Source organism: Roseateles oligotrophus (assembly GCF_014204525.1).
GTDB lineage: Bacteria > Pseudomonadota > Gammaproteobacteria > Burkholderiales > Burkholderiaceae_C > Paucibacter_A > Paucibacter_A oligotrophus_A.
In genome coordinates, this window is the sequence record NZ_JACHLP010000014.1 from 37,274 (window position 1) to 60,349 (window position 23,076).

Here is a 23,076-nt window from a genome sequence, read left to right on the forward strand (position 1 = left end):
CCTGGGGGTTGCGGAACAAGTCCGATAAGGTGCTGGTTCAACGAGGGCAGAAGACCCCGCGTTGACCCGATTCCCGGGCGTTGCAAAGCGTTACACCGCTGCCCATCCGGGGTCAGGTCTTGCCAGCGGCCTTGAGTGCCGGCATGACTTAGGTCAGCCAAAAGGCATGGCCTCACAATGGGGGGCAGGAGATCTGCCATGAGCCCCGTCTTTGACTGGAACAGCGGCTATGCGCATGCGCGCAGCCCCGTGTTTGCCCGCAATATCGTGTCGACCTCGCATCCGCTGGCGGCGCAAGCGGGTCTGCGCATGCTGGTCCAGGGCGGCAATGCGGTGGATGCGGCGATTGCCACGGCCGCCTGCATGACTCTGGTCGAGCCCTGCAGCAATGGCCTGGGCTCGGACGCTTTTTGCCTGCTCTGGGACGGCCAGCAATTGCACGGCCTGAATGCCTCGGGCCCGGCCCCGGCGGCCTGGACGCCCGACTACTTCTTCAAGACCTATGGCCCGGCATGCCGCCAGCCACCCAAGCGCGGCTGGGGTGGCGTGACCGTGCCGGGCGCGGTGGCGGGCTGGGTGGCTTTGAGCGAGCGCTTTGGCAAGCTGCCCTTCGCGGATCTGCTGGCGCCGGCGATCGAGATTGCCGAGCGCGGCCATGCCGTGCCGGTGATCGTGCAGCGCAAATGGGCGTTGGCCGCGGCGCTGCCCGAGTTGACCGGGCAGCCCGGTTTTGCCCAGGCCTTTCTACCGGCAGGCCGCGCGCCTGCAGTGGGCGAGCTGTTCAAGTTCCCCGCGGCGGCCCGCAGCCTGCGCCTGATCGCCCAGACCCGTGGCGAAGCCTTTTACCGCGGTGAGATCGCCGCGGCGCTGGAGGCTTTTGCGCGCGAGACCGGCGGTGCCATCACGGCGGCCGACTTGGCCGCCTACCGCCCCGAGTGGGTGCAGCCGCTGGCGCAGGACTATGCCGGCCACACCTTGCATGAGATCCCGCCCAATGGCCAGGGCATCGCGGCCCTGATGGCCTTGGGGCTGCTCAAGCATCTGGATCTCAAGCCCCATGCGGTGGACAGCGTGTTCGCCCAGCATCTGCAGATCGAGGCGATGAAGCTGGCCTTCGCTGATGTGTACCGTTATGTGAGCGACCCCCGCAGCATGGAGCTGGGGCCGGCCGATCTGCTGGACCCCGGCTATCTGCGCGAACGCGCCCGCCTGGTGGACCCGCTGCGGGCGCAGGACTTTGGCTGCGGCAATCCGGTCAAGGGCGGCACCATCTATCTGACGGCGGCGGACGAGGGCGGCATGATGGTCAGCTTCATCCAGAGCAATTACATGGGTTTTGGCTCGGGCCTGGTGGTGCCGGGCTATGGCGTCTCGCTGCAGAACCGCGGCCATGGCTTCACGCTGCAGGCCGGCCACCCGAATGTGGTGGCGCCGGGCAAGCGACCCTTCCACACCATCATTCCTGCCTTCCTGAGCAAGGACGGCAAGCCGGTGATGAGCTACGGCGTGATGGGCGGCAATATGCAGCCGCAAGGCCATCTGCAAACCCTGGTGCGCATGCTGGACTACGGGCAAAGCCCGCAGGCCGCCTGCGATGCGCCGCGCTGGCGTTTCAACGAAGGGCTGTCGCTCAATGTGGAGCCGCATATGCCGGCGGCCACCGTCGAGGGCTTGCGCGCCCTGGGCCATCAGATCGGAGATATTCACGACAGCTATCAAGATTTCGGCGCCGGCCAATTCATCTGGCGCCTGGAGGACGGCGCGGGCTATGTGGCCGCCAGCGACCCGCGGCGCGATGGCGCGGCTGTTGGTTTTTAGCCAGCGCCAAAAACCGGCGCTGTTAGGATGGGGCACAGATTTGACGCAGAGCCAGACAGCATGACCAAACTCCTCGATCGCAACCGACGCAGCGCCCAAAGCGCTGCTGTGGGCGCTCGGGTCGAGCGGTCTGGCCGCCACGCCCGCGGAGCCGCCGCGCCGCACTGAGCGCGCGGACCCGGCCCACGCTGTACGGGCGCTTGCTGCGCATGCGCCCCGCCCCATCGTCAAAGAATTCAGGAGATTCGTCCCATGCAAACCCGACAAGCTCGGCGTCTGCCCTGGCTAGGTTTGTGGCAAAGGTGTTCGTCCTTGCTGCGCCTGCCGCCCAATGATTTGCTGCGCGATCTGGTCTATCGCCGCCTGTTCGCGTCCATTCTGATCAGCTCCCTGGGCGGCCAGATCACCATGCTGGCCCTGCCGCTGACGGCGGCTCTGCTGCTCAATGCCTCGCCCACCCAGATGGGTTTGCTGACGGCCATGGAGATCGCGCCCTTTGTGCTGTTCTCCCTGCCCGCCGGGGTCTGGCTGGACCGGGTGCGCAAGCTGCCGGTCTACATCATCGGCGAGACCTTGCTGGCCCTGACCGTGGCCACCGTGCCCATCGCCGCCTGGATGGGCTGGCTCACCATGACCTGGCTGTATGTGGTGGGCTTTGTGCTGGGCACGGTCTACACCACGGCCGGCAGTGCCTCGCAAATCGTGCTGACCCAGGTGGTGGAGCGCGACCGCCTGGTCGAGGCCCATGCCAAGAACGCGCTCGCTTCCTCGGGGGCCGAGGTCGTCGGCCCCGGCGTGGCCGGCGTGCTGATCAAGCTGATGGGCGCGCCCATGGCGCTGGCGGTGGATGCTGCGCTGGTGCTGGTCTCGGCCCTGATCCTGCGCGGCATCCAGGTCAAGGAAGTGCTCAAGCCGCGTGAGGCCGGTACCCGCTTTTGGGACGAGTTGAAGGGTGGCCTGCGCTTTGTGCGCCAGCACAGCCTGCTGGTGGCCCTGGCCGGTGCGGTGGGGGGCTGGCAGGTGTTCAATAACGCCGCCCAGGTGGTGCAGATCCTGTATGCCACCCGCAGCCTGGGGCTGTCGGCCCAGGCCGTGGGCATGAGCTATGTGGCCCTGGGCGCGGGCACGGTGCTGGCCAGCGTGATGGGCCATCGCATCAGCGCCCGCATCGGCCCCGGCCCCAGCCTGGTGCTGGGCCTGGCCACCAGCGGCCTGGGCTGGCTGAGCCTGGCCCTGCTGCCCACGGCCTGGGTGGGTGCGCCGGCCTTTGCCTTCATGCTTTTTATGTTCGGTGTCGGTGCGGTGCTGATCTTCATCAACTTCCTGTCCCTGCGCCAGGCGGTGACGCCCACGGCCATGCTGGGCCGCATGACCAGCACCATGCGCTGGCTGATCCTGGTGCCGGCCGGCCCGGGCGCGCTGATAGGCGGCTGGCTGGGCGAGCATGTGAGCCTGCGTTCCTCCCTGCTGTTCGCCGGTGTGGGCGCCTTGCTGGTGAGCTTGCTGGCCTGGCGCTTTGGCCCCATACGCGGCGTGCTGACCCTGCCCACGCCCGAGCAGGACGAAGAGCCCGTGCTGGGTGCCGAGGCCATGCCCGGCGCCCTGGGCGAGGCGGAGATCGGCGGCAATCCCTTGCCTGCGGAGGGCGCGCGCGATGGCAAGACCTGACCCCATCCTGATCCAGGTGCCCGAGCGCATCAAGGGCGAGCGCATCATCCTGGCCGCGCCGGTGGCGGGCCTGGGCCCCATTCTGGCGGCCACCGTGGCGGCTTCGCTGGAGCACCTCAAGCCCTGGATGCCCTGGGCCCAAGAGGCGCCTAGCATGGAAGACTCGGAGGCTGTGATGCGGCGCATGCAGGCCGACTTCATCGCGCGCCGTGATCTGTGCTTCCAGATCTATTCCAAGGCGGCGGACGGCAGTTGCGCCGAGATGCTGGGCGGCACCGGCTTGCACCGCATCGACTGGGAGTTACGCAAGTTCGAGATCGGCTACTGGATCCGGCCCAGCTCGGCCGGCCGGGGTTACGTCAGCGAGGCGGTGCGCCTGCTGACGGAGCTGGCCTTTGGGCAACTGCGTGCGCGGCGGGTCGAGATCCGCATGGACGAGCGCAATCTGGCCAGCCGGGCGGTGGCTGAAGCCTGTGGCTTCGAGTTCGAAGGCTTGCTGCGCAGCGATGCCCTGGGCGTGGACGGCGAGCCGCGGGACACGCAGGTCTATGCCAGGATCAGTGGGTAGGTCGGGTTAGCGCAGCGTAAGCCGACGCTGATTGCCAAACCGGCGGCGATTTGTCCACCCCGCTGCGAATCAAGCAAGCGCTGCGCCCGCAAGTCTTATTGGGCCGCGGCCTTGGCCTTGAAGGGCCTGCCTTCGAAGATCGTGCCCCAGATCTTGATGTCGCGCAGGCCTTTGACGCCGACCTCGTAAGGGTCTTTGTCCAGCACGGCAAAGTCGGCCAGCTTGCCGGCCTCGATGCTGCCCAGCTCGTTTTCCATGCCGATGGTGTAGGCCGCGTCAATGGTCACGGCGCGAATCGCCTGGTCCAGGCTCAGGCGCTCCGCAGGCGCGAACACCTTGCCCGACATGGTTTCCCGCGTGGCGGCGGTCCAGGCCAGGAACAGTGGCTCGGCCGGTGCCATGGGGAAGTCCGAGTGCAGCGAGACGGCCACATTGCGCCTGACCAGGCCGCCCAGCGGGGCGATGCGCGCGGCGCGATCAGTGCCCAGGCCGCTGGCGGCGTAGCGGTCGCCCAGGTCGTGGAGGTAGAAGGGATTGGCCGACACCGAGGCGCCCAGGGCGGCGATGCGGCGGGAGACGCCATCGTTGGCATAACCGTAATGTTCGATGGTGAAGCGATGGTCGGCCCGGAACTTCTCGTTCTGCAGCTTCTGCAAGGTGTCCAGCACCAGCTTGGCGCCGCCATCGCCATTGGTGTGCACATGGATCTGGTAGCCGGCATTCCAATAGCTGCGGGCGATTGCCTCGAAGGGCGCCGGCTGGGTGATCCATTCGCCATGGTGGCCGTCGATATAGCCCGGCTTGTTGATCTGCATGGCCTGCGAGAACATGGCGCCATCGGCAAACAGCTTGACGCCATGGTTGAACACCAGATTGCGGCTGTTCTGCTGCTTCAGGCCGGCGACGCGCTGCATGGCCGCTTCCGGGCTCTTCAGAGCCAGCCCGAGTTTGTAGACGTCGGGCGTCAGGCGCACGCGCACCGGTGAATCGGGTTGGTCCATATTGCGCTTGAGCGCGCCCATTTCGAGCTCCCAGTTCGTGCCGCCGGTGTTCATATCGGCCACGGTGGTGACGCCGTTATAGCTCAGGTAGTCGCGGGTCTTGCGATAGCCGGGGTCGGCCGCGGCCGGGGCGAGCAGAAAGCCGGAGAGATAGGGCAGGGCGACGCTGAACATGCCGTCTTCCCAGAAGTGCATCTTCTTCCAGTCGATCTGCGGATGGTCTTTGAAGGCATCCGCGTCCAGGCCCTTGCTCTTCAGCAGGGCCAGCATGGCTGAGTTGATATAGATCTCGTGCACCGAGCGTTGCAAGATCAGGATGGGCACATCCTTGGAGATGCCGTCCAGCACCTCGCCCGACAGCTCGCCATGGGTGTCGGCGCTGAAGCCCCAGCTCATGAAAATCGGCGCGTCTTGCTTGCGCGCTGCAAATGCGGCCTTGAGGGCTTTCAGATAGTTCGCCTGCCCGATGGTGGCGGGCGTTTTCTGGCCCATGATGTTCCAGGGCTCGGGCGTGATCCAGGTGGTCTGGAAGGCGACCGCACCTAGCAGCGGATGCATGTGCGGGTCGATCAGGCCGGGCATCAGCACCTTGTCCTTGAACTGGCTGTCAATCTTGTGTGGGTGGGCCTTCAGCCAAGGCTGCAAATCGGCCAAGCTGCCCACGCTCAGGATCTCGCGGCCCCGCACCGCGACGGCTGTGGCCGTGGGCAGGGTCGGGTCCATCGTGACGATTTTCCGGGCGATGAAAACGGTGACCGGCTCCTCGGTGGCCGCGAGCGTGGGCGGGTTGATGCCGTGTGCAGAGGCCAGGCTGGCGGCCAGCAAGCCGAGTGCCGGCAGGTATTGGCCAGAGAGTCGTCGATGTCTCATTTGTGAATTCCCCCGGTTGGACAAATACTTTGAAACAGCGGGACTGCTCCGCCAAATTGCAGCGCAGCTTAGCAGGGCTCGCGCTGGCAATGGGCCGGAAAATTCAAACCGGCGGGAACTTGTCCACCGCGTCGGTGATGATGCCGTCCACCCCGTTGCCCGTCAGCCAGGCGGCGGTGGCGGGGTCGTTGACGGTGTAGACCAGGGCCTTCATGCCGGCGGCGTGGATGCGCGCTATCACCGCCTTGTCCATGGCCGCGTAGTTCGTGATGACGGCGCTGCAGCCCAGGCTTTGCGCCTGCTCCAGCCAGCCCTCATTCGCGCCTTGCAAGCCGTCCAGCAGCAGGCCGCGCGGCAGTTCGGGCGCGGTCTCCCGCGCGCCGGCCAGGGCCTCGGGCTTGAAGGAGCTGAACACCGGCGTTAGGCCCGAGCCCTGCCAGAGGCGCAAGACCTCGCGGCCCACGACCTGGCCGGTCAGCAGTTCCTGTCCGGGTGTGGGCTTGATCTCGATATTGAGCGCAAAGCGATTGCCGATGATGAATTGCGCCAGCGCCTCCAGGCTCAGCAGGGGCTCGCCCGCGTAGGTGCGGCTGTGCCAGCTACCGGCGTCCAGCAGGCTCAGCTCGGCCCAGCTCAGATCACCGGCCCGCCCGCGGCCATTGCTGGTGCGATTGAGGGTGGCGTCATGCAGCAAAAAGGGCTGGCCGTCGCGGCTGAGCTTGACGTCGCACTCGAAGGCCCGGTAGCCATGGCTGGCCCCCAGGCGAAAGGCCGCCAAGGTGTTCTCGGGGGCTAACTTGCCCGCGCCACGGTGGGCGATCCAAAAGGGCAGGGGCCAGGTCTTGCTGCTTGGGCTTGCGGTATTCATCGTTTCAGTCTACCCCTAGGGAGGGGCTTGTCGTAGCGAAGCCTGGAGCAGGCGGCCAAAGCTTCGCGTCCTCACATGGGGGCCTGAACGGTGAATGCCAAGGAAGTGGTTGTCATGGCGCGGGCCCCAGGCCAAGCTGGGGGCGAGACGGCAAGCGCTGCGCGCGCCTGCCGACCGAAGAGTTCATCCGACGCTTGCTGCTGCATGTGCTGCCGGGCGGCATCAAACGCATCCGCCACTACGGCGTGCGGGCCAATGGTTGCAAAAAGACTCAACTTGCCCCGGGCCCGGGAGGCGTTGCAACAGCCCGCCCCCAGCGCGCAGGCGCGGGAATCGGCCGAAGGCTTCATGACCCGCGTGGCCCGCATCGAGCTCCTCAGCTGCCCGCAGCTGGAAGTGAGGGCCGCGTCTTGGCGCAAGCAAGGGCACCGCCATGAAACCAAGGGCACGCAGTTTCGTGTTTGCAAGAGAGCGCGCGCAAGGCCGTGCGGGGTCAGGTCTTGCTCGGCGGCGACCAGGGCCTGCCTGGCTCAGGAAGTCAACCCGCTCAGCACCGCTGAGCCGGCCCAAAAAGTGAGTTCTACCGAGTACCTCCGGCTCCAGCGACTGGGTGGGCAGCGCCATAATCATCGCCAACAAAGTCTGGGGCGATCCAATCCCCCAGAGAGTCCAATCACAAATAAAGGCTCGCAGCCAGGGACGGCGGGATGGTTCAGTTCAACACGGTTTATCAGCCTCGATCAGCAGCCGCATGCCTCTCGGGGTTTCGGACTCGGCAGATAAACGCTATCCGTTTAGGCCTCGCAGCAAATCCATGCGACTAGACGGCAACCTCAAAACCTGGAACGACGACCGTGGTTACGGGTTCATCCAGCCCGCCCAGGGCGGTCAGGATATCTTCGTTCACATCAAGGCGTTTCCCGGTGGCAGCGGTAGGCCAGTGGTCGGGCAGGCGCTCACCTTCGAGGTTGAGGTTGGGCCGAACGGCCAGAAGCGCGCTCGCTCGGTTCAGTACCCCGTCCGTAGTCGAATCGCCAGACCAGTAGCCACACCGCGACCTGAAGCCCCTGCTCCATGGTCCTTGCCAAGGCTGCTGATAGTGCCTTTGTTCGCAGGCATCTGGTTATACGTCGCCACCCGTTGGCCGGTGAACCCGCTGTCGTTCGCGTTGTACAGCGGAGTCAGTGTTCTTGCGTTCTTGACGTACGGGTTCGACAAAGCAGCCGCGAGGCGCCGTCGCTGGCGCACATCGGAGAGCACGCTCCATCTTCTTGGCCTTGCTGGCGGTTGGCCCGGGGCGCTACTTGCTCAGCAGTTGCTTCGGCACAAGTCGTCCAAGCCAAACTTCATCGCGGTGTTCTGGCTTACGGTCGCTGCGAACATCGCAGCGTTCGTAGCTTGGCACGCGGCGCTTCAGGGCAAGCTGTAGCCAAGCGAGCCACCTCCTCGGTGGCTACTGGCACTCAGGCATGCGCTTCTTGGTCCGCGCAAGGTCTCGTGGCATGCTTGCATTCAAGCTGGCATCAGTCCAGCAACAAACAACAGGGGTTTCATGCCAAGTCAGCCACACGCCACCATCGGCCTAACTGTGCGTTGCAGGGGACGCTCATACGTCGCATCGCTTCGGCAACGCCTTATGGGCGCCCCTGAACTTGGGCGTTAGGCGTCATGGAACCCACTCGAATAGCCGCCCTCTCCGCCGCCATCTTCGCCGCGTTTGAAGTTGATGCAGCTGCGACTCCGTCCATGTCGCTTCGTGCTGGCAACGCTGTAGATGACGGCAGTAAGCTACCCCCGACCGACAAAGAGGCCGACGCACCAGCCGACAATTACTTGGAGCAGTACTACTGGGGCCTTCCCCATTTGGACGCCGAGTCTTGGCGCCATGTACTTCCATTCCTCCTTGACTATGCCCTCCGCCACATTGAACACGCGAGCGATGCCGTTGACGGCCTGCTAAACAGCCTCCGACCGCCCGACAGAATGCCACCGCGCCTGGCATCGCTTTCGCTTGAGCAGGAACGAATCGTGGCCCAAGTTCTAGACGTTCTTTGCTACTCACCGGAGTCCGCATACCATGAGCTTGCGTGTCAAGCGACAGAAGAATGGTGGGAGCCAAATGCGATGTATCGGCCAAGCCCTAATGACGCCTAACCCTTCCATCGAGGGGTGACTAAAAGGCCGCGCCTTTTAGTCACCCCTCATGTCAAACGTTAGGCCACATGCTCAAAGCCGCAGTGTTCCTGCTTCTACCTTCGCTGACGACGCTCGCTTGGTCGAAGCCCGATTGCAGCTCGATCGCATCGAACTCGCCGCCCGCGTACATGGAAGCCACGCGAAGAGTGGAGTCACTTCCGGAGTTCAAGCGTTGGGCAGCTTCACACTCCTTTCCGGTTGCCTTTGGCGCTCCCGTCGACAAGCAGGTCCTATTGCGAGGAACGTGCTACTGGTCGGTGTCTGTCTACGCAGACAGGCCCGAGCGCTTTGAGGCGTGGAACTTCTTCCTGGTGCCGCGACGCGGCGGTCAGCTTCTCGTTGCGGACGCTGATGGCGAGTACGTCAGCCTCAACACCTGGCGCAAGGCTCGCTAACAGATCAGCGCCGCACACATGGGTCACTGGGCAATTCGCCCACAGTCCAGCGCCGTGCGAATGTGGCCTAACCCCTCGCTCAAGCGCCGACCCGCTACGGCAGCCACTGTCTAGCAGCTCCAGGCCAGTGTTGGTATCGTCCTTCCGCGGCTAGCCGGCGTCTGCCTCCGCAGGTCGGCTTAGCTCGAACGTTGAGGCTGTAAAAAAACCTCCCAATCGGGTCACACCCGATTTATTGTTAGGCCCCTGAAGCGTCAAATACACCCACGCGTTGAGGAGGCCACAATGCCACGCTACAAACCCAGTGATTGCCACGCGCTGATGCTGCCAGTGGTGCTGTCAGAGCAGATCGTGCCGGGCAGCTTGTATCCGCCCGGCCAAGTCATCTTGATTCGGAGGCGCTGTCGTAGGAGCCTCGTGTCCGCTTAACTTCTTCGCGGACACATGGACACTTCAGTGGTGAGAGCGGCGCAAGCACAGCGTTGAGTTCAAGGCCTCGGTCATCCGGGCCTGCAAGCAGCCAGGGGTCTCGATGGCGGCGGTTGCTTTGGCCAATGGGCTCAACGCCAATATGCTGCGCAAATGGGTGCAGGAATTGGAGGGCAATCCCGCTGCAGTGCTGTCGCCGGCACCACAGCAGCCTGCGCCGAGCTTCATCGCGCTGCCCCTGCCCGCGGCGCCGGCGGCCCAGGACAGCGGGCTGCGGCCATCATGAGCTTGCTGCACACGGCTCGGCTCAATGGACATGAGCCCTACGCCTACCTCAAGGATGTGCTGGAACGCTTGCCTACGCAACCGCCCTCAGCCTTGGTCGAACTGCTGCCGTATCGCTGGACGCCGACGATCTGACCTTCGGCGCCTCTGGCGTCAAGATGACTTGCCCGGACGGATACGCCGGTCTGATCTGTGCTTTGCCTCTACGAACGTGGGTCTGCGATAGGTGCTGGACTCGATGACTGGACTCAGGCTGGTTGCGGCGCTTTGAATGCTGGCAACGTTCTCGGAGGAGCATTCCATTCTGGCCCTGCGGCGTCCTGCCGCTGCGGGCTGCTTAGCTCAAACGTGTGTGCCGTGCATGGCACGAATCCAGCTGGCTGATCTGCCTTGCATTCGAGTTGCAATTGCTTTGGCGCCCTAGGCTACCCGGCGGGTGGTCTGCGGGTCGAACCAATGCAGATGCTTGTCGCTGACCTGCAGATACACGGTGTCGCCCAAGGCTGGTGGCTTGTGCGTGCCGTCGATGCGCAGGGTGAACATCTCGGTGCCCAGGCGGCCGTAGACCAGGCGCTCGGCGCCCAGCATCTCGATCATCTCGACCTTGAGCGGCCAGGCATCGGGCGTGCTGGCTTCATGTGACCAATGGTCCAGATGCTCGGGGCGCAGTCCCATGATGAGCTCGCCCGCCCGCGGCGCAGCGGCGGGCAGGTCCACCGTGACCCCGCCCAGGCTGAATTGCCGCCTAGCCTCGCCCAGCACCTGGCCCTTGAGCAGATTCATCGGCGGCGAACCCATGAAGCCGGCCACAAACGTGGTGGCGGGGCGGGCGTAGACGTCCTCGGGCGTGCCGATCTGCTCCATATGGCCGCCGTTCATCACGATCATGCGCTGGGCCAGGGTCATGGCCTCCACCTGGTCGTGGGTCACGAACAAGGACGTAACGCCCAGTTCACGGTGCAGTTTCTGGATCTCCAGCCGGGTGTGGGCGCGCAGCTTGGCGTCCAGATTGGACAGGGGCTCGTCGAACAAAAAGACCTGCGGGTTGCGCACGATGGCGCGACCCATGGCCACGCGCTGGCGCTGGCCGCCGGAGAGCTGGCGCGGTGTGCGGTCCAGCAAATGGCCCAGCTCCAGAATCTTGGCGGCCTTGTCCACCCGGGCCTTGATTTCGGCCTCGGGCACCTTCTTGATCTTGAGGCCGTAAGCCATATTGGCGAACACCGTCATATGCGGGTAGAGCGCATAGTTCTGGAACACCATGGCGATGTCACGGTCGGCCGGCTCGACCTTGTTGACCACGCGCGGGCCGATGGCGATTTCGCCGTCCGAGACTTCTTCTAGGCCGGCCACCATGCGCAGCAAGGTGGACTTGCCGCAGCCCGAGGGGCCGACGATGACGATGAACTCGCCGTCGGCGATCTCGGCGTCCACGCCGTGGATGACCTGAACGGCCTTGGCTCCGGTGCCGTAGCGCTTGACGACTTTGCGAAGAGAAATGCTTGCCATGTTTTTTTCTTTGGATGTGTTGGATCGAGCTTGGGGAAGCTCCAGCCGACGAGGCCGGAGTGCGTCGCAAGACTCTTACTTTTCGGTGTCCACCAGGCCTTTGACGAACCAGCGTTGCATCAGGATGACGACCAGGGCCGGCGGGATCATGGCCAGCATGGCGGTGGCCATGATGATGTTCCATTCATTGGCCGCGTCGCCGCCGCTGATCATGCGTTTGATGCCTATCACCACCGGGTACATGTTTTCTTCCGTGGTCACCAGCAGCGGCCACAGATACTGGTTCCAGCCGTAGATGAACTGGATCACGAACAGGGCGGCGATGGAGGTGCTTGAGAGCGGCAGCAGCACGTCCTTGAAGAAGCGCATGGGCCCGGCACCGTCGATGCGGGCGGCCTCCACCAACTCGTCCGGCACGGTCATGAAGAACTGGCGGAACAAAAAGGTGGCGGTGGCCGAGGCGATCAGGGGCACGGTCAAGCCGGCATAGCTGTTCAGCATGCCCAGATCGGCCACCACCTGGTAGGTGGGGCCGATGCGCACTTCCACCGGCAGCATCAGCGTGACGAAGATGGCCCAGAAGAAAAAGCTCTTGAAGGGAAAACGGAAGTAGACGATGGCAAAGGCCGAGAGCAGGGAGATGGCGATCTTGGCCACGGCGATCACCAGGGCGCTGACCAGGCTGACCCACATCATCTGGGCCACCGGCGCCTTGGAGCCGGCGCCGCCGGCGTGGCCGAACAGGGCGGCCGTGTAGTTGTCGATCAGGTGCCCGCCGGGCAGCAAGGGCATGGGCGCTTGCACGATGGCGTCCGCCGTGTGGGTGGAGGCGATGAAGGCGATATAGAGCGGGAAGGCCACGACCATCACACCCAGGATCAGGACCAGGTGTGAGAGCAGGGTGAGGGCGGGGCGGCGTTCGATCATCCTAGATTCCTCGGTTGGACGCGCCCGAGTGGGCCGCGATGCGGTGCGCTGGCGCGGCGCGCCGACGCTGCGGGCTCATGCCCGCGAGGAGAAGCAACAAAGCCAGGGCGTCGTAGCGCGGCTCAATCGGGTGCGTAGCGTTCTCACCTTCCAGGTGATTCGGCTTGAACAGAGAAGACTCAGAGTGCATGGGTTTGGCGAGTACGGGCTAAGCGGTCAACCGAGGAATCTAGGATTACTCAGTACTGCACTTTCTTTTCGACATAGCGGAATTGCAGCACCGTCAGCGTGATAACGATGAGCATCAGCACCACCGACTGCGCGGCCGAGCCGCCCAGATCCATGGCCTTGAAGCCGTCGTAATAAACCTTGTAGACCAGGATGGCCGTGTCCTTGCCCGGGCCGCCGTGGGTGGCCGCATCGATGATGCCGAAGGTGTCGAAAAAGGCGTAGACGATATTGATCACCAGCAGGAAGAAGGTGGTGGGCGAGAGCAGGGGGAAGACGATGCTCCAGAAGCGGCGCCAGGGGCCGGCGCCGTCGATGGCCGCCGCCTCGATCAGGGATTTGGGGATGGACTGCAGGCCGGCCAGGAAGAACAGGAAGTTGTAGGAGATCTGCTTCCACACGGCGGCCATCACCACCAGGGCCATGGCGTGGCCGGAGTTGAGCAGATGGTTCCACTCGAAGCCCAGGGCGTTCAGGCCGTAGGACACGATGCCGATGGAGGGCGCGAACATGAACATCCACAGCACGCCGGCAATCGCCGGCGCGACGGCATAAGGCCAGATCAGCAAGGTCTTGTAGGCCAGGGCGCCGCGCACGACGCGGTCGGCCATCACGGCCAGAGCTAAGGAAATGCCCAGGCCCAGCACGGCCACCAGGATGGAGAAGATGGCGGTGGTCTTGAAGGAGGCCAGATAACTGTCATCGGCCCAGAGGGCGCGGAAGTTGGCCAGGCCCACCCATTCGGTGGACATGCCGAAGGCATCCTGCTGCTGCAGGGACTGCAGCACGGCCTGCGCGGCGGGCCAGAAGAAGAAGACGGTGATGACCAGCAGCTGCGGCATGAGCAAGGCCCAGGGCAGCCAGGAGGATTTGAAGAGGACGCGTTTTTCGAGAGCCATGGTGTTTGAGGGGGAGTCGGCAATGAAAAATCCCGTTCGCCCAGAGCGTGTCGAAGGGCTTCGATACGCTCGGGGCGAACGGGTTGTGAGTCAGCGTGGCTGGGCGTTTCAGCCCTTATTGGCCTTCTGGAACTTCTCCAACTGCTCGTTGCCGCGTTTGATGGCGGCGTCAATGCCTTCCTTGGGTGCCTTCTTGCCGGCCCAGACGTTTTCCATTTCCTCGTCCACGATGGTGCGGATCTGGACGAAATTGCCCAGGCGCACGCCGCGCGATTTGTCGGTGGTCTTGCGGATCATCTGGGTCACGGCCACATCGGTGCCGGGGTTGGCCTTGTAGAAGCCGCTCTTCTCGGTCAGCTCATAAGCCGCCTTGGTGACGGGCAGATAGCCGGTGCGCTTATGGCTTTCCATCGCCACCTCGGGTTTGGAGAGGTAGTTGAAGAAGGCGGCAACGCCCCTGTACTCGGGCGCCGGCCGGCCCGACATTACCCACAGGCTGGCGCCGCCGATGACGGTGTTCTGCGGGGCGCCCGGCACGTCGGGGTAGAAGGGCAGGGGGGCCATGCCGTAGCCGAACTTGGCGTTCTTCTTGACGTTGGCGTAGAGGCTGGACGAGGCCGTCTGCATGGCGCATTCGCCCGAGACAAAGGTGGCGTCGGCCGAGTTGCCGCGGCCTTTGTAGACGAACAGGCCTTGCTTGGACATATTGGCCAGGTTCTCGATATGACGCACATGCAGGGGCGTGTTGAAGTTCAGCCGCGTGTCCAGGCCGCCAAAGCCGTTGTTCTTGCTCGCGTATTCGACGTTATGCCAGGCGGAGAAGCTCTCCAGCTGCGTCCAGCTGACCCAGCTGGTGGTGAAAGGGCATTTGACGCCGCTGGCCTTGAGCTTGGCGGCGGCCAGCGCCACCTCGGGCCAGGTGCTGGGCGCCTTATTGGGGTCCAGGCCGGCGGCCTTGAAGGCGTCCTTGTTGTAGAACAGCACGGTGGTCGAGCTGTTGAAGGGGAAGCTCAGCATCTGGCCATTGGCGGCCGTGTAATAGCCGGCCACGGCGGGCACGTAGACGCTGGGGTCGAACTTGGCGCCGGCCTGCTTCATCACCTCGGTGACCGGGATCACGGCGCCCTTGCTGGCCATCATGGTGGCGGTGCCGACCTCGAAGACCTGCAGGATATGGGGCGCATTGCCGGCGCGGAAGGCGGCGATGGCCGAGGTCATGGACTCGTCATAACTGCCTTTGTAGGCGGGCACGATCTTGAATTCCTTCTGGCTGGCATTGAAGTCCTTGGCCAGATCGTTCACCCAGTCGCCCAGGGCGCCGCCCATGGAGTGCCACCATTGGATCTCGGTTTGAGCGCTGGCGTTGTGCGCCAGGCCCGCGATCAGCAGGGCGGCGCCAAGGTGTTGGAGTTTCATCAGAGGGGCTCCGAAAAATCAGAAGGGGAATGAAGCGAAAGGCAAAAAATGAGGAAACGAAAAAGAACGAGCTTTAACGCTAATGCGAGATTGTGACATTTGAGCGTTTCATTTGCGCGATTCGGGCCGCAAGAGCGGGCGTTCTCTAGCCATTGGCCGCCAACTTTGCCCATGCCGTCAATCGGTGGCCACCCGATGCCAGGGCGTTTTGGGCTGTTTTTTTGGCGCGCCGCAATGGCCGGGCAGAGTCAAGGGCATCCGCCGGCCTGGGCGGCCGCCATGCTGCACTGCGGTAGGATTCGGGCATTGCTTTTGAGGCTTTGTCGGCGGCCAGCGACACCGTGCTGGGTCTTCCGCGCATGGCTTGCACCTCTTCCGGGCCGGGCCACAAGCCGGGTTTCGTTTTGCAGGCCGGTTCTCCTCGAGCTCGCAAATTCTCAGCTTCGCTGCGCTCCCCTCGGCCCTGCCTGGCCCCAAGCAGGGCCAGGCCGCCGCCCAATCAGAGCGCTTTGCCGCGCTCGTATGCCGAGATCCTCGTTTCCTCAATTGACCGCTTCGTATGCCCTACGAGATCGCATGAACGCCCAATCCTGTCATTTCAAGTGGCGCCCCTCTGAGGGTGAGAGCGCTACGAGCCCGATTGAGCCGCGTTGCGGCACGCTGGCTTTGTTGCTTCTCCTTGCGGGCGCGAGCCCGCAGCGTCGGCGCGCCGCGCCATCGCACCGCACCACGGCCCACTCGGGCGCGTCCAACTGAGGAAGCTAGGATGAATGCACCGCATCCCCTGATGCCCGCCGACCCAGACCTGAACACTGCCGCTGTCCACGGCCAGGAGTCAGGCGCCGAATCCTCCCATCGCGCCCCCCGCCTGCGCGAGATTCCCTATAACTACACCTCGTTTTCCGACCGCGAAATCGTCATCCGCCTGCTGGGCCAGCGCGCCTGGGAGCTGCTGAACCAGCTGCGCGAGGAGCGCCGCACCGGCCGCTCGGCCCGCATGCTGTACGAGGTGCTGGGCGATGTCTGGGTGGTGCAGCGCAACCCCTATCTGCAAGACGATTTGCTCGATAACCCCAAGCGCCGGGCCCTGCTGATCGAGGCCCTGGAGCACCGCCTGCACGAGGTGGAGCGCCGCCGCGATCCCGGCACCGACGCTCAGCGGGACGCGCATGTCGGCGAGCTGCTGGCCGCCGCCCGGGTGGCGGTGCAGCAGTTTGCGCGCCAGTTTGAGCAGGTGGCCGAGCTGCGCCGCCGCGCCACCCGGCTGTTTGCCAAGTCTACCGAAAAAGACAATATCAAGTTCGACGGCCTGTCCCGCGTCAGCCATGTGACCGACGCCACCGACTGGCGGGTCGAGTATCCCTTTGTGGTGCTGACGCCCGACACGGAAGGCGAGATGGCCCAGCTGGTCAAGAGCTGTGTGGAGCTGGGTCTGACCGTGATCCCGCGCGGCGGCGGCACCGGCTATACCGGCGGCGCTGTGCCCCTGGTGTGGAATAGCGCCGTTATCAATACCGAGAAGCTGGAAGCGCTCAAGGGCGTGGAGATGTTCAGTCTGCCCGGCGTCGCCAAGCCGGTGGCCACCATCTTCAGCGAGGCCGGCGTGGTGACCCAGCGCGTGGCCGACCTAGCCGAGCAGCACGGCTTTGTCTTCGCCGTGGACCCCACCAGCGCCGAGGCCTCCTGCGTGGGCGGCAATGTGGCCATGAATGCCGGCGGCAAAAAGGCCGTGCTCTGGGGTACGGCGCTGGATAACCTCGCCTCCTGGCGCATGGTGACGCCCGAGGCCAAATGGCTGGAGGTGATACGGCTGAACCACAACCTGGGCAAGATCCATGATGTGGAGGTGGCCAGCTTCGAGCTGCGCTATTTCGACGCCACCGGCAAGAAGCTGGAGCGCACGGAGCGGCTGGACATCCCCGGCCGCAGCTTCCGCAAGGAGGGCCTGGGCAAGGACGTAACGGATAAGTTCCTGGCCGGCCTGCCCGGCATCCAGAAGGAAGGTTGCGACGGCCTGATCACCAGCTGCCGCTGGATCGTCCACAAGATGCCGGCCCATGTGCGCACCGTCTGCCTGGAGTTCTTCGGCAATCCGCGTGAATGCGTGCCCAGCATCGTGGACATCAAGGACTTTATGTTCGAGGAGGCCAAGCGCCCGGGCGGCGCCGTGCTGGCGGGGCTTGAGCATCTGGACGACCGCTATCTGAAGGCCGTGGGTTACTCCACCAAGAGCAAGCGCGGCGGCCTGCCCAAGATGGTGCTGGTGGGCGATATCGTCGGCGAGGACGCCGACGCCGTGGCCCGTGCCACCAGCGAGGTGGTGCGCCTGGCCAATGCGCGCAGCGGCGAGGGTTTTGTGGCCATCTCGGCCGACGCGCGCAAAAAGTTCTGGCTGGACCGCAAGCGCACGGCCGCCATCTCCAAGCACACCAATGCCTTCAAGGTGAACGAGGATGTGGTCATCCCCTTGCCCCGCATGGGCGAGTACACCTTGGGCATCGAGCGCATCAACGTCGAGCTGAGTCTGCGCAACAAGCTGGCCCTGGTGGCGGCGCTGCAAGGCTTTTTCCAGCAAGGCAAGCTGCCGCTGGGCAAGAGCGACGATGCGGGCGAGATCCCCAGCGCCGAGCTGCTGGGCGACCGCGTCCAGCAGGCCCTGGCCTTGCTGGACGAGGTGGGGGCGCAGTGGCTGCGCTGGAAGAACGAGTTAGATCTGCCGCGTGAGACCGAGGGCGAGCGCAGCTTCTTCGACCAGTTGCAAGACCATTCCCTGCGCGCCTCCTGGAAGACCCAGGTTTTCAAGCCCCTGCAAGCCATCTTCAACGGCGCGGCCTTCGAGCCCATCCTGCTGGAGTGCAAACGCATTCATGGCGAGGTGCTGCGCGGCCGTGTCTGGGTGGCCTTGCATATGCATGCCGGCGACGGCAATGTTCACACCAACATCCCCGTCAACTCCGATAACTACGAGATGCTGCAGACGGCGCACGAGGCCGTGGCCCGCATCATGAAGCTGGCGCGCAGCCTGGACGGTGTGATCTCCGGCGAGCACGGCATCGGCATCACCAAGCTGGAGTTCTTGAGCGACGAGGAGCTGGCGCCCTTCGCCGATTACAAGGCCCGCGTCGACCCGGAAGGCCGCTTCAACAAGGGTAAATTGCTGCGCCTGGGCGGGCCCGAGGCGATGACCACCTTCGCCGACCTGAGCAATGCCTACACGCCCAGCTTCGGCCTGATGGGCCATGAGTCGCTGATCATGCAGCAGAGCGATATCGGCGCCATCAGCGACTCGATCAAGGACTGCCTGCGCTGCGGCAAGTGCAAGCCGGTCTGCGCGACGCATGTGCCGCGCGCCAATCTGCTTTACTCACCGCGCAACAAGATCCTGGCCACCTCCCTGCTGGTCGAGGCCTTTTTGTACGAGGAGCAGACCCGCCGCGGCATCTCCATCAAGCATTGGCAGGAGTTCGAGGATGTGGCCGACCACTGCACGGTCTGCCACAAATGCGCCAACCCCTGTCCGGTCAAGATCGACTTCGGCGATGTGACCATGAATATGCGCAACCTCCTGCGCAAGATGGGCCAGAAGAGCTGGCGACCCGGCAATGCCGCCGCCATGTTCATGCTCAATGCCACCAACCCCGAGACCATCAAGCTGGCCCGCAGCGCCATGGTGGGCGTGGGCTTCAAGGCCCAGCGCCTGGCCCACGATGTGCTCAAGCGCTTTGCCAAGGCGCAGACGGCCGCTCCCCGCGCCAGCGTGGGCGCCGCGCCCGTCAAGGAGCAGGTGATCCACTTCATCAACAAAAAACTGCCCGGTGGCCTGCCCAAGAAAACCGCCCGCGCTCTCTTGGACATCGAGGACAAGGACTACGTGCCCATCATCCGCAACCCGGCTGCGAGCAATGCCGACACCGAGGCGGTGTTCTACTTCCCCGGCTGCGGCTCCGAGCGACTGTTCAGCCAGGTGGGCCTGGCCACGCAGGCCATGCTCTGGTATGCCGGCGTGCAGACCGTGCTGCCGCCGGGTTATCTCTGCTGCGGCTACCCGCAGCGCGGCAGTGGCCAGTTCGAGAAGGCCGAGCAGATGATCACCGACAACCGGGTGCTCTTCCACCGTGTCGCCAACACGCTCAACTACCTCGATATCAAAACGGTGGTGGTCAGCTGCGGCACCTGCTACGACCAGCTGCAGGGTTATAAATTCGAGGACATCTTCCCCGGCTGCCGCATCATCGACATCCATGAATATCTGCTGGAGAAGGGCATCACCCTGGGCTCGGGCCAGAGCTATCTCTACCACGACCCCTGCCACACGCCGATGAAGCTGCAGGAGCCCATGAAGACCGTCAAGGCCCTGGTGGGTGAGAACGTGGTGGAGAGCAAGCGCTGTTGCGGCGAGAGCGGCACCCTGGGCGTGACCCGGCCCGACGTCTCCACCCAGATCCGCTTCCGCAAGGAAGAAGAGCTGCGCAAGACCGAGACCCTGCTGCGCGACAGCGGCAAGGTGGCGGCCGCCGACAATCTCAAGATCCTCACCAGCTGCCCCAGCTGCCTGCAAGGCCTCAGCCGCTACGGTGGCGATTTGCAGAACGGCTTGCTGGAGGCCGACTACATCGTCGTCGAGATGGCCCGCCAGATCCTCGGCGAGAACTGGATGCCGGAGTATGTGGCCAAGGCCAATAACGGGGGGATTGAGCGGGTGCTGGTCTGAGTCTGCCGTCCATAGACGCTGGCTCACCCTTTATTGCTCCATAACTACAGTGTAGTTACACTTCCGGCATGAGCATGCTTCGTTTCGAGTGGGATGAGCAGAAGGCTGCGGCGAACGCGAAAAAGCACGGTGTGACATTTGAAGAGGCCCGTTCCGTCTTCGTGGATGAGCGCGCCAAACTGATTGATGACCCTGACCATTCAGAAGACGAAGAGCGCTTTGTCATTCTTGGTCTGAGCAGTTCCTTGCGCCTGCTTCTCGTATGCCATTGCTATAGGAGTGAAGGCCATGTGATCCGCCTCATCTCTGCGCGCAAGGCGACGGCCCGTGAATCCCGCTCCTATCCCTAAAGGTACCTTATGCGTAAAGAATACGATTTCAGTACTGCCCGGAAAAATCCCTACGCGGCTCAACTCAAGAAGCAAATCACCATTCGGCTCGACGAGGAGTCGATCACGTACTTCAAGATGATTTCCGAAGACGTGGGCATCCCGTATCAAAGCCTCATCAATCTGTACTTGCGTGACTGCGCTGCAAGTCAGCGCAAGCTGAATCTGAACTGGAAGTAGGGGCAGCCGTTTTGGCAAGCCAAATCCTCGGTGTTCCTGTTGGCGCTCTGTTAGCGCTGGTCGGGCAAGAAAGGAGCTACTGTCATGAAGGTCACGGGTGCCTGCCATTGCGGGCGAATTCGTTTTGAAGCTGAGGCGGACCCGAGCAAGGTCTTGATCTGTCATTGCTTGGATTGCCAGATCCTGACCGGCACGGCCTTCCGCCTGGTGATTCCCGCCGCTCTGGACAGCTTTATGCTGGACGGTGAACCCCGGCGTTATGTGCGAACCGGCGACAGCGGCGCGCGGCGCATCCAGGCTTTTTGTGGTGACTGCGGCAGCCAGCTCTTTGCCATGGCCGAGCAGGGGGCGAGTCAGGTCAATCTGCGGGTGGGCGTGCTGGATCAGCGCCAGCAGCTGACACCCGCGCTGCAAATTTGGCGGCGATCGGCCCTGCCTTGGTTGGGTGAGCTGGGCCAGGTGGCGGCTTGTGAGCGGCAGGAGTTGCTTGATTAGCAATCGCGCTGGCGCCCAGTCGGCCGGCGCCGCTGCAGCCATTTGCGGCAAGCTAAGCGGGTAGTCGTGGACCGCCGCTGAGCGAAGGTCGCGGTGACTTCAGGCTCGCAATAGCGCAGCAGCCCGCTGGGTCAGACCCGTCGGCTCCCGCTCGGCCAGGCTGGTCACGATCTGGCCCAGGCGGCGCAGGGCGGCGTCGAGCTTGGGGGTCCATAAATCGCCATATTGCAGACGGACGAAATGGTCGAAGCGCCGGCTGGTGCTGAAGGCCGCACCCGGCGCCACGCCGATATGTTCCAGCCGTGCCAGCGCAAACACCTCGCGCGAATCGACGTGGCGCGGCAGCTCTATCCACATCAACAGCCCGCCCTGTGGCATCGAGAGCCGGCAGCCGGCCGGGAAGTAACGCGCTATCGCCTCGGCCATGTGGCGGGCCTGCGAGCGCAGCGCGGCACGCAGCTTGCGCAGGTGGTGGTCGTAACCGCCCTCGCGCATGAATTGCGCCATCACCTCTTGCTGCAACATGGGGCAGGCCACCGAGGTGCGCATCTTCAGCGCCCGGGTCTTGAGCAGATGCCGGCCCGGTGCCACCCAGCCTATGCGGTAGCCGGGCGCCACGGTCTTGGTGAAGGCCGAGCAAAGCATCACATCGCCCTTGCGGTCAAAGCTTTTCAGCGTGGGCGGGCGTTGCTCGCCAAAATGCATCTCGCCATAGATATCACTCTCGATGATGCTGACCTGGCGCTCGGCCATCATGGCCACCAGCTGCTGCTTGTGCTCCTGCGGCATCAGGCTGCCCGTGGGGTTGGGGAAGTTGGGCAGCAGCACGCAGGCCTTGACCGCACCGGCCTGCTGGGTGGCCAGGTCCAGCGCCTCCAGCGACAGGCCGGTGCGCGGGTGGCTGGGAATCTCCAGCACCTTCAGCCCCAGGCTTTCGCTCACCTGCAGCAGGTGGAAGTAGGTCGGCGATTCCATCACCAAGGTGTCGCCCGGGCTGCTCACGGAGCGCAGCGCCAGGTAGATGGCCTCCATGCCGCCATTGGTGATGACGATCTCTTCCGGCCGCAGCTGCGCGCCCGAGTTGATGGCGCGCCGCGCAATCTCCTGGCGCAGGGCAGCGCTGCCCGTCATGGCATAACCCGAGGCGTATTCGGGGTGGCGGCGGTTGATGCTGGCGGTGAGCTGCTGCAGCTTGGTCTCGGGCAGCAGGGCGCGCGCCGGCGCGGCGTGGAAGCGCGGCAGGGCCAGCGGGTCGTCCACGATGTAGAGAAACTCCTGCAGCACCTGGTCGATGTTGACGAAGGAGGCACCTTCCATGCGCAGGTCCAGCTGCGGCTCGGGCAGCAGCGGGCGCTGCTGGGCGACGAAATAGCCCGACTTGGGGCGTGCCAGCACGGCGCTGCGGTTTTCCAGCCAGCGGTAGGCCTGCAGCGCCGTGCTCATGCTGACCTGGTGCTGCTGGCTGAGCGCACGCACGGAGGGCAGGCGGTCGCCGGGGCGCAGCGCGCCGCTGGCGATGGCGCGTTCGATCAGCGCTGCGATTTTTTGGTAGAGCGGCGGGGCGGTAGCAGAGAGCGCAGCGTCATCGTCCATGGTGCAAGCATTGTGCGGGAGTCGGCCTGTGCCGTACCAGTACAGAGCCGGCCTTCTGTTGCCAGCACAGAAGCCGCTGCTGCGCCACTGTGCTGCTTGCGAATGGCCGGGCCTGGGGCTGTTGCATCCGGCGCTGCCCGCCGACACTGGCGGCGCCCTCAACACTCTTCAGGAGCCCGCATCATGCCAAGTCCGACATTGAAGCATCTGTGCCGACCGCTGGTCCTGCAGCTGCAAGACGGGGAGTTGCACCGCCTGGACGGGGTCTGCTTGACGGTGCTGGCCGGTCGGGTCTGGGTCACGCGCAGCCATGACGGTTGGGACCATTTCATCAAGCCTGGCGCTGAGCTGTGGCTGCCCGCAGGCTGCGAGGCGCTGATAGGCGGCGATGGCGCGGCCACGCTGCGGCTGCTGCCTCTGCGCGTGCCCGCTGAAGGGCTGGCAGCGCGCCTGGCCTGGGGCCTGCGGCGCCCTTCTTTCTTGTTTGCAACGCAGCCCTGCGCTCAAAGCCTGCGCCAGCCAAGCCCGGCTATTGGCGGATAAGTTCCCAATTTACTTGGTGACAGGCCTTAGCTCAGGTGCACACAATGCCGGCATGAATCTGCGAGCCCAAACCTTGTCATCTCCAGCG

Annotated in this window: 19 protein-coding genes and 2 pseudogenes; 14 read left to right on the top strand and 7 right to left on the bottom strand. The window is 64.3% G+C overall.

Annotated elements, in window-relative coordinates; genetic code table 11:
• The first annotated feature begins 198 nt into the window (after nucleotides 1-198).
• The 3 genes from HNP55_RS23065 (at nucleotide 199) to HNP55_RS23075 (ending at nucleotide 4,054) form a co-directional block, all read left to right on the top strand.
• Nucleotides 199-1,818, top strand: a complete 1,620-nt coding sequence (locus HNP55_RS23065) for a gamma-glutamyltransferase family protein (protein WP_184304636.1) — start codon at nucleotides 199-201, stop codon at nucleotides 1,816-1,818.
• A gap of 252 nt (nucleotides 1,819-2,070) precedes the next feature.
• A complete protein-coding gene (locus HNP55_RS23070; RefSeq protein WP_184304637.1) occupies nucleotides 2,071-3,486 on the top strand; it encodes an MFS transporter in 1,416 nt (471 codons plus the stop codon).
• Nucleotides 3,473-4,054: a GNAT family N-acetyltransferase gene (locus tag HNP55_RS23075; RefSeq protein ID WP_184304638.1), complete on the top strand. Its 582-nt coding sequence runs from the start codon at nucleotides 3,473-3,475 to the stop codon at nucleotides 4,052-4,054. The genes HNP55_RS23070 and HNP55_RS23075 overlap by 14 nt, the downstream gene beginning before the upstream one ends.
• 95 nt (nucleotides 4,055-4,149) lie before the next feature.
• On the opposite strand, the gene HNP55_RS23080 is transcribed toward HNP55_RS23075, so the two are convergent.
• Complete coding sequence (locus HNP55_RS23080; protein ID WP_184304639.1) at nucleotides 4,150-5,925, bottom strand: amidohydrolase; 1,776 nt, start codon at nucleotides 5,923-5,925, stop codon at nucleotides 4,150-4,152.
• Nucleotides 5,926-6,028: 103 nt separating this feature from the next.
• Nucleotides 6,029-6,793 carry a glycerophosphodiester phosphodiesterase gene (gene ugpQ / locus HNP55_RS23085; protein ID WP_184304640.1) on the bottom strand — a complete coding sequence of 255 codons (765 nt, stop codon included), beginning with the start codon at nucleotides 6,791-6,793 and terminating at the stop codon, nucleotides 6,029-6,031.
• 194 nt (nucleotides 6,794-6,987) lie between these two features.
• On the opposite strand from ugpQ, the gene HNP55_RS24920 reads away from it, so the two are divergent.
• The 6 genes and pseudogenes from HNP55_RS24920 to HNP55_RS23110 all read left to right on the top strand — a co-directional run.
• Complete coding sequence (locus HNP55_RS24920) at nucleotides 6,988-7,230, top strand: hypothetical protein (RefSeq protein WP_409993771.1); 243 nt, start codon at nucleotides 6,988-6,990, stop codon at nucleotides 7,228-7,230.
• A 377-nt stretch (nucleotides 7,231-7,607) separates the two neighbouring features.
• The gene (locus HNP55_RS23095; RefSeq protein ID WP_184304641.1) at nucleotides 7,608-8,222 is read left to right on the top strand and encodes a DUF1294 domain-containing protein; all 615 of its coding nucleotides are present in this window, start codon (nucleotides 7,608-7,610) and stop codon (nucleotides 8,220-8,222) included.
• Nucleotides 8,223-8,461: 239 nt separating this feature from the next.
• On the top strand, nucleotides 8,462-8,947 hold the full coding sequence (locus tag HNP55_RS24925; protein WP_409993772.1) for a DUF6714 family protein: 486 nt from the start codon (nucleotides 8,462-8,464) through the stop codon (nucleotides 8,945-8,947).
• A 68-nt stretch (nucleotides 8,948-9,015) separates the two neighbouring features.
• Nucleotides 9,016-9,384: a hypothetical protein gene (locus HNP55_RS23100; protein ID WP_184304643.1), complete on the top strand. Its 369-nt coding sequence runs from the start codon at nucleotides 9,016-9,018 to the stop codon at nucleotides 9,382-9,384.
• Between the two features lie 478 nt (nucleotides 9,385-9,862).
• Nucleotides 9,863-10,099 (top strand): annotated as a pseudogene (locus tag HNP55_RS23105) (transposase); the annotation flags it as partial.
• A pseudogene (locus HNP55_RS23110) lies at nucleotides 10,075-10,233 on the top strand (transposase domain-containing protein); the annotation flags it as partial. The pseudogenes HNP55_RS23105 and HNP55_RS23110, both read left to right, overlap by 25 nt.
• A 285-nt stretch (nucleotides 10,234-10,518) precedes the next feature.
• Here HNP55_RS23110 and HNP55_RS23115 read toward each other — a convergent pair.
• The 4 genes from HNP55_RS23115 to ugpB form a co-directional block, all read right to left on the bottom strand.
• Entirely contained in the window at nucleotides 10,519-11,607 is a 1,089-nt protein-coding gene (locus HNP55_RS23115) for a sn-glycerol-3-phosphate import ATP-binding protein UgpC (protein ID WP_184304645.1), read from the bottom strand.
• Nucleotides 11,608-11,682: 75 nt separating this feature from the next.
• Entirely contained in the window at nucleotides 11,683-12,534 is an 852-nt protein-coding gene (ugpE, locus tag HNP55_RS23120) for a sn-glycerol-3-phosphate ABC transporter permease UgpE (protein WP_184304647.1), read from the bottom strand.
• A gap of 239 nt (nucleotides 12,535-12,773) precedes the next feature.
• Entirely contained in the window at nucleotides 12,774-13,661 is an 888-nt protein-coding gene (gene ugpA, locus HNP55_RS23125) for a sn-glycerol-3-phosphate ABC transporter permease UgpA (protein WP_184304649.1), read from the bottom strand.
• A 108-nt stretch (nucleotides 13,662-13,769) separates the two neighbouring features.
• Nucleotides 13,770-15,077 carry a sn-glycerol-3-phosphate ABC transporter substrate-binding protein UgpB gene (ugpB, locus tag HNP55_RS23130; protein ID WP_184304651.1) on the bottom strand — a complete coding sequence of 436 codons (1,308 nt, stop codon included), beginning with the start codon at nucleotides 15,075-15,077 and terminating at the stop codon, nucleotides 13,770-13,772.
• A gap of 766 nt (nucleotides 15,078-15,843) precedes the next feature.
• Here ugpB and HNP55_RS23135 point away from each other — a divergent pair.
• The 4 genes from HNP55_RS23135 (at nucleotide 15,844) to HNP55_RS23150 (ending at nucleotide 20,852) form a co-directional block, all read left to right on the top strand.
• Nucleotides 15,844-19,788, top strand: coding sequence for a DUF3683 domain-containing protein (locus HNP55_RS23135; protein WP_246448619.1), 3,945 nt, complete (start codon nucleotides 15,844-15,846; stop codon nucleotides 19,786-19,788).
• A 68-nt stretch (nucleotides 19,789-19,856) separates the two neighbouring features.
• Nucleotides 19,857-20,138: a BrnT family toxin gene (locus HNP55_RS23140; RefSeq protein WP_184304653.1), complete on the top strand. Its 282-nt coding sequence runs from the start codon at nucleotides 19,857-19,859 to the stop codon at nucleotides 20,136-20,138.
• Between the two features lie 9 nt (nucleotides 20,139-20,147).
• A complete protein-coding gene (locus HNP55_RS23145) occupies nucleotides 20,148-20,357 on the top strand; it encodes a BrnA antitoxin family protein (protein ID WP_184304656.1) in 210 nt (69 codons plus the stop codon).
• 84 nt (nucleotides 20,358-20,441) lie between these two features.
• On the top strand, nucleotides 20,442-20,852 hold the full coding sequence (locus tag HNP55_RS23150; protein ID WP_184304658.1) for a GFA family protein: 411 nt from the start codon (nucleotides 20,442-20,444) through the stop codon (nucleotides 20,850-20,852).
• Between the two features lie 99 nt (nucleotides 20,853-20,951).
• On the opposite strand, the gene HNP55_RS23155 is transcribed toward HNP55_RS23150, so the two are convergent.
• Nucleotides 20,952-22,445: a PLP-dependent aminotransferase family protein gene (locus HNP55_RS23155; protein WP_184304660.1), complete on the bottom strand. Its 1,494-nt coding sequence runs from the start codon at nucleotides 22,443-22,445 to the stop codon at nucleotides 20,952-20,954.
• A 183-nt stretch (nucleotides 22,446-22,628) separates the two neighbouring features.
• Between HNP55_RS23155 and HNP55_RS23160 the strand changes: the two genes are divergently transcribed.
• Nucleotides 22,629-22,988: a DUF2917 domain-containing protein gene (locus HNP55_RS23160; protein WP_184304662.1), complete on the top strand. Its 360-nt coding sequence runs from the start codon at nucleotides 22,629-22,631 to the stop codon at nucleotides 22,986-22,988.
• Nucleotides 22,989-23,076: the final 88 nt, after the last annotated feature.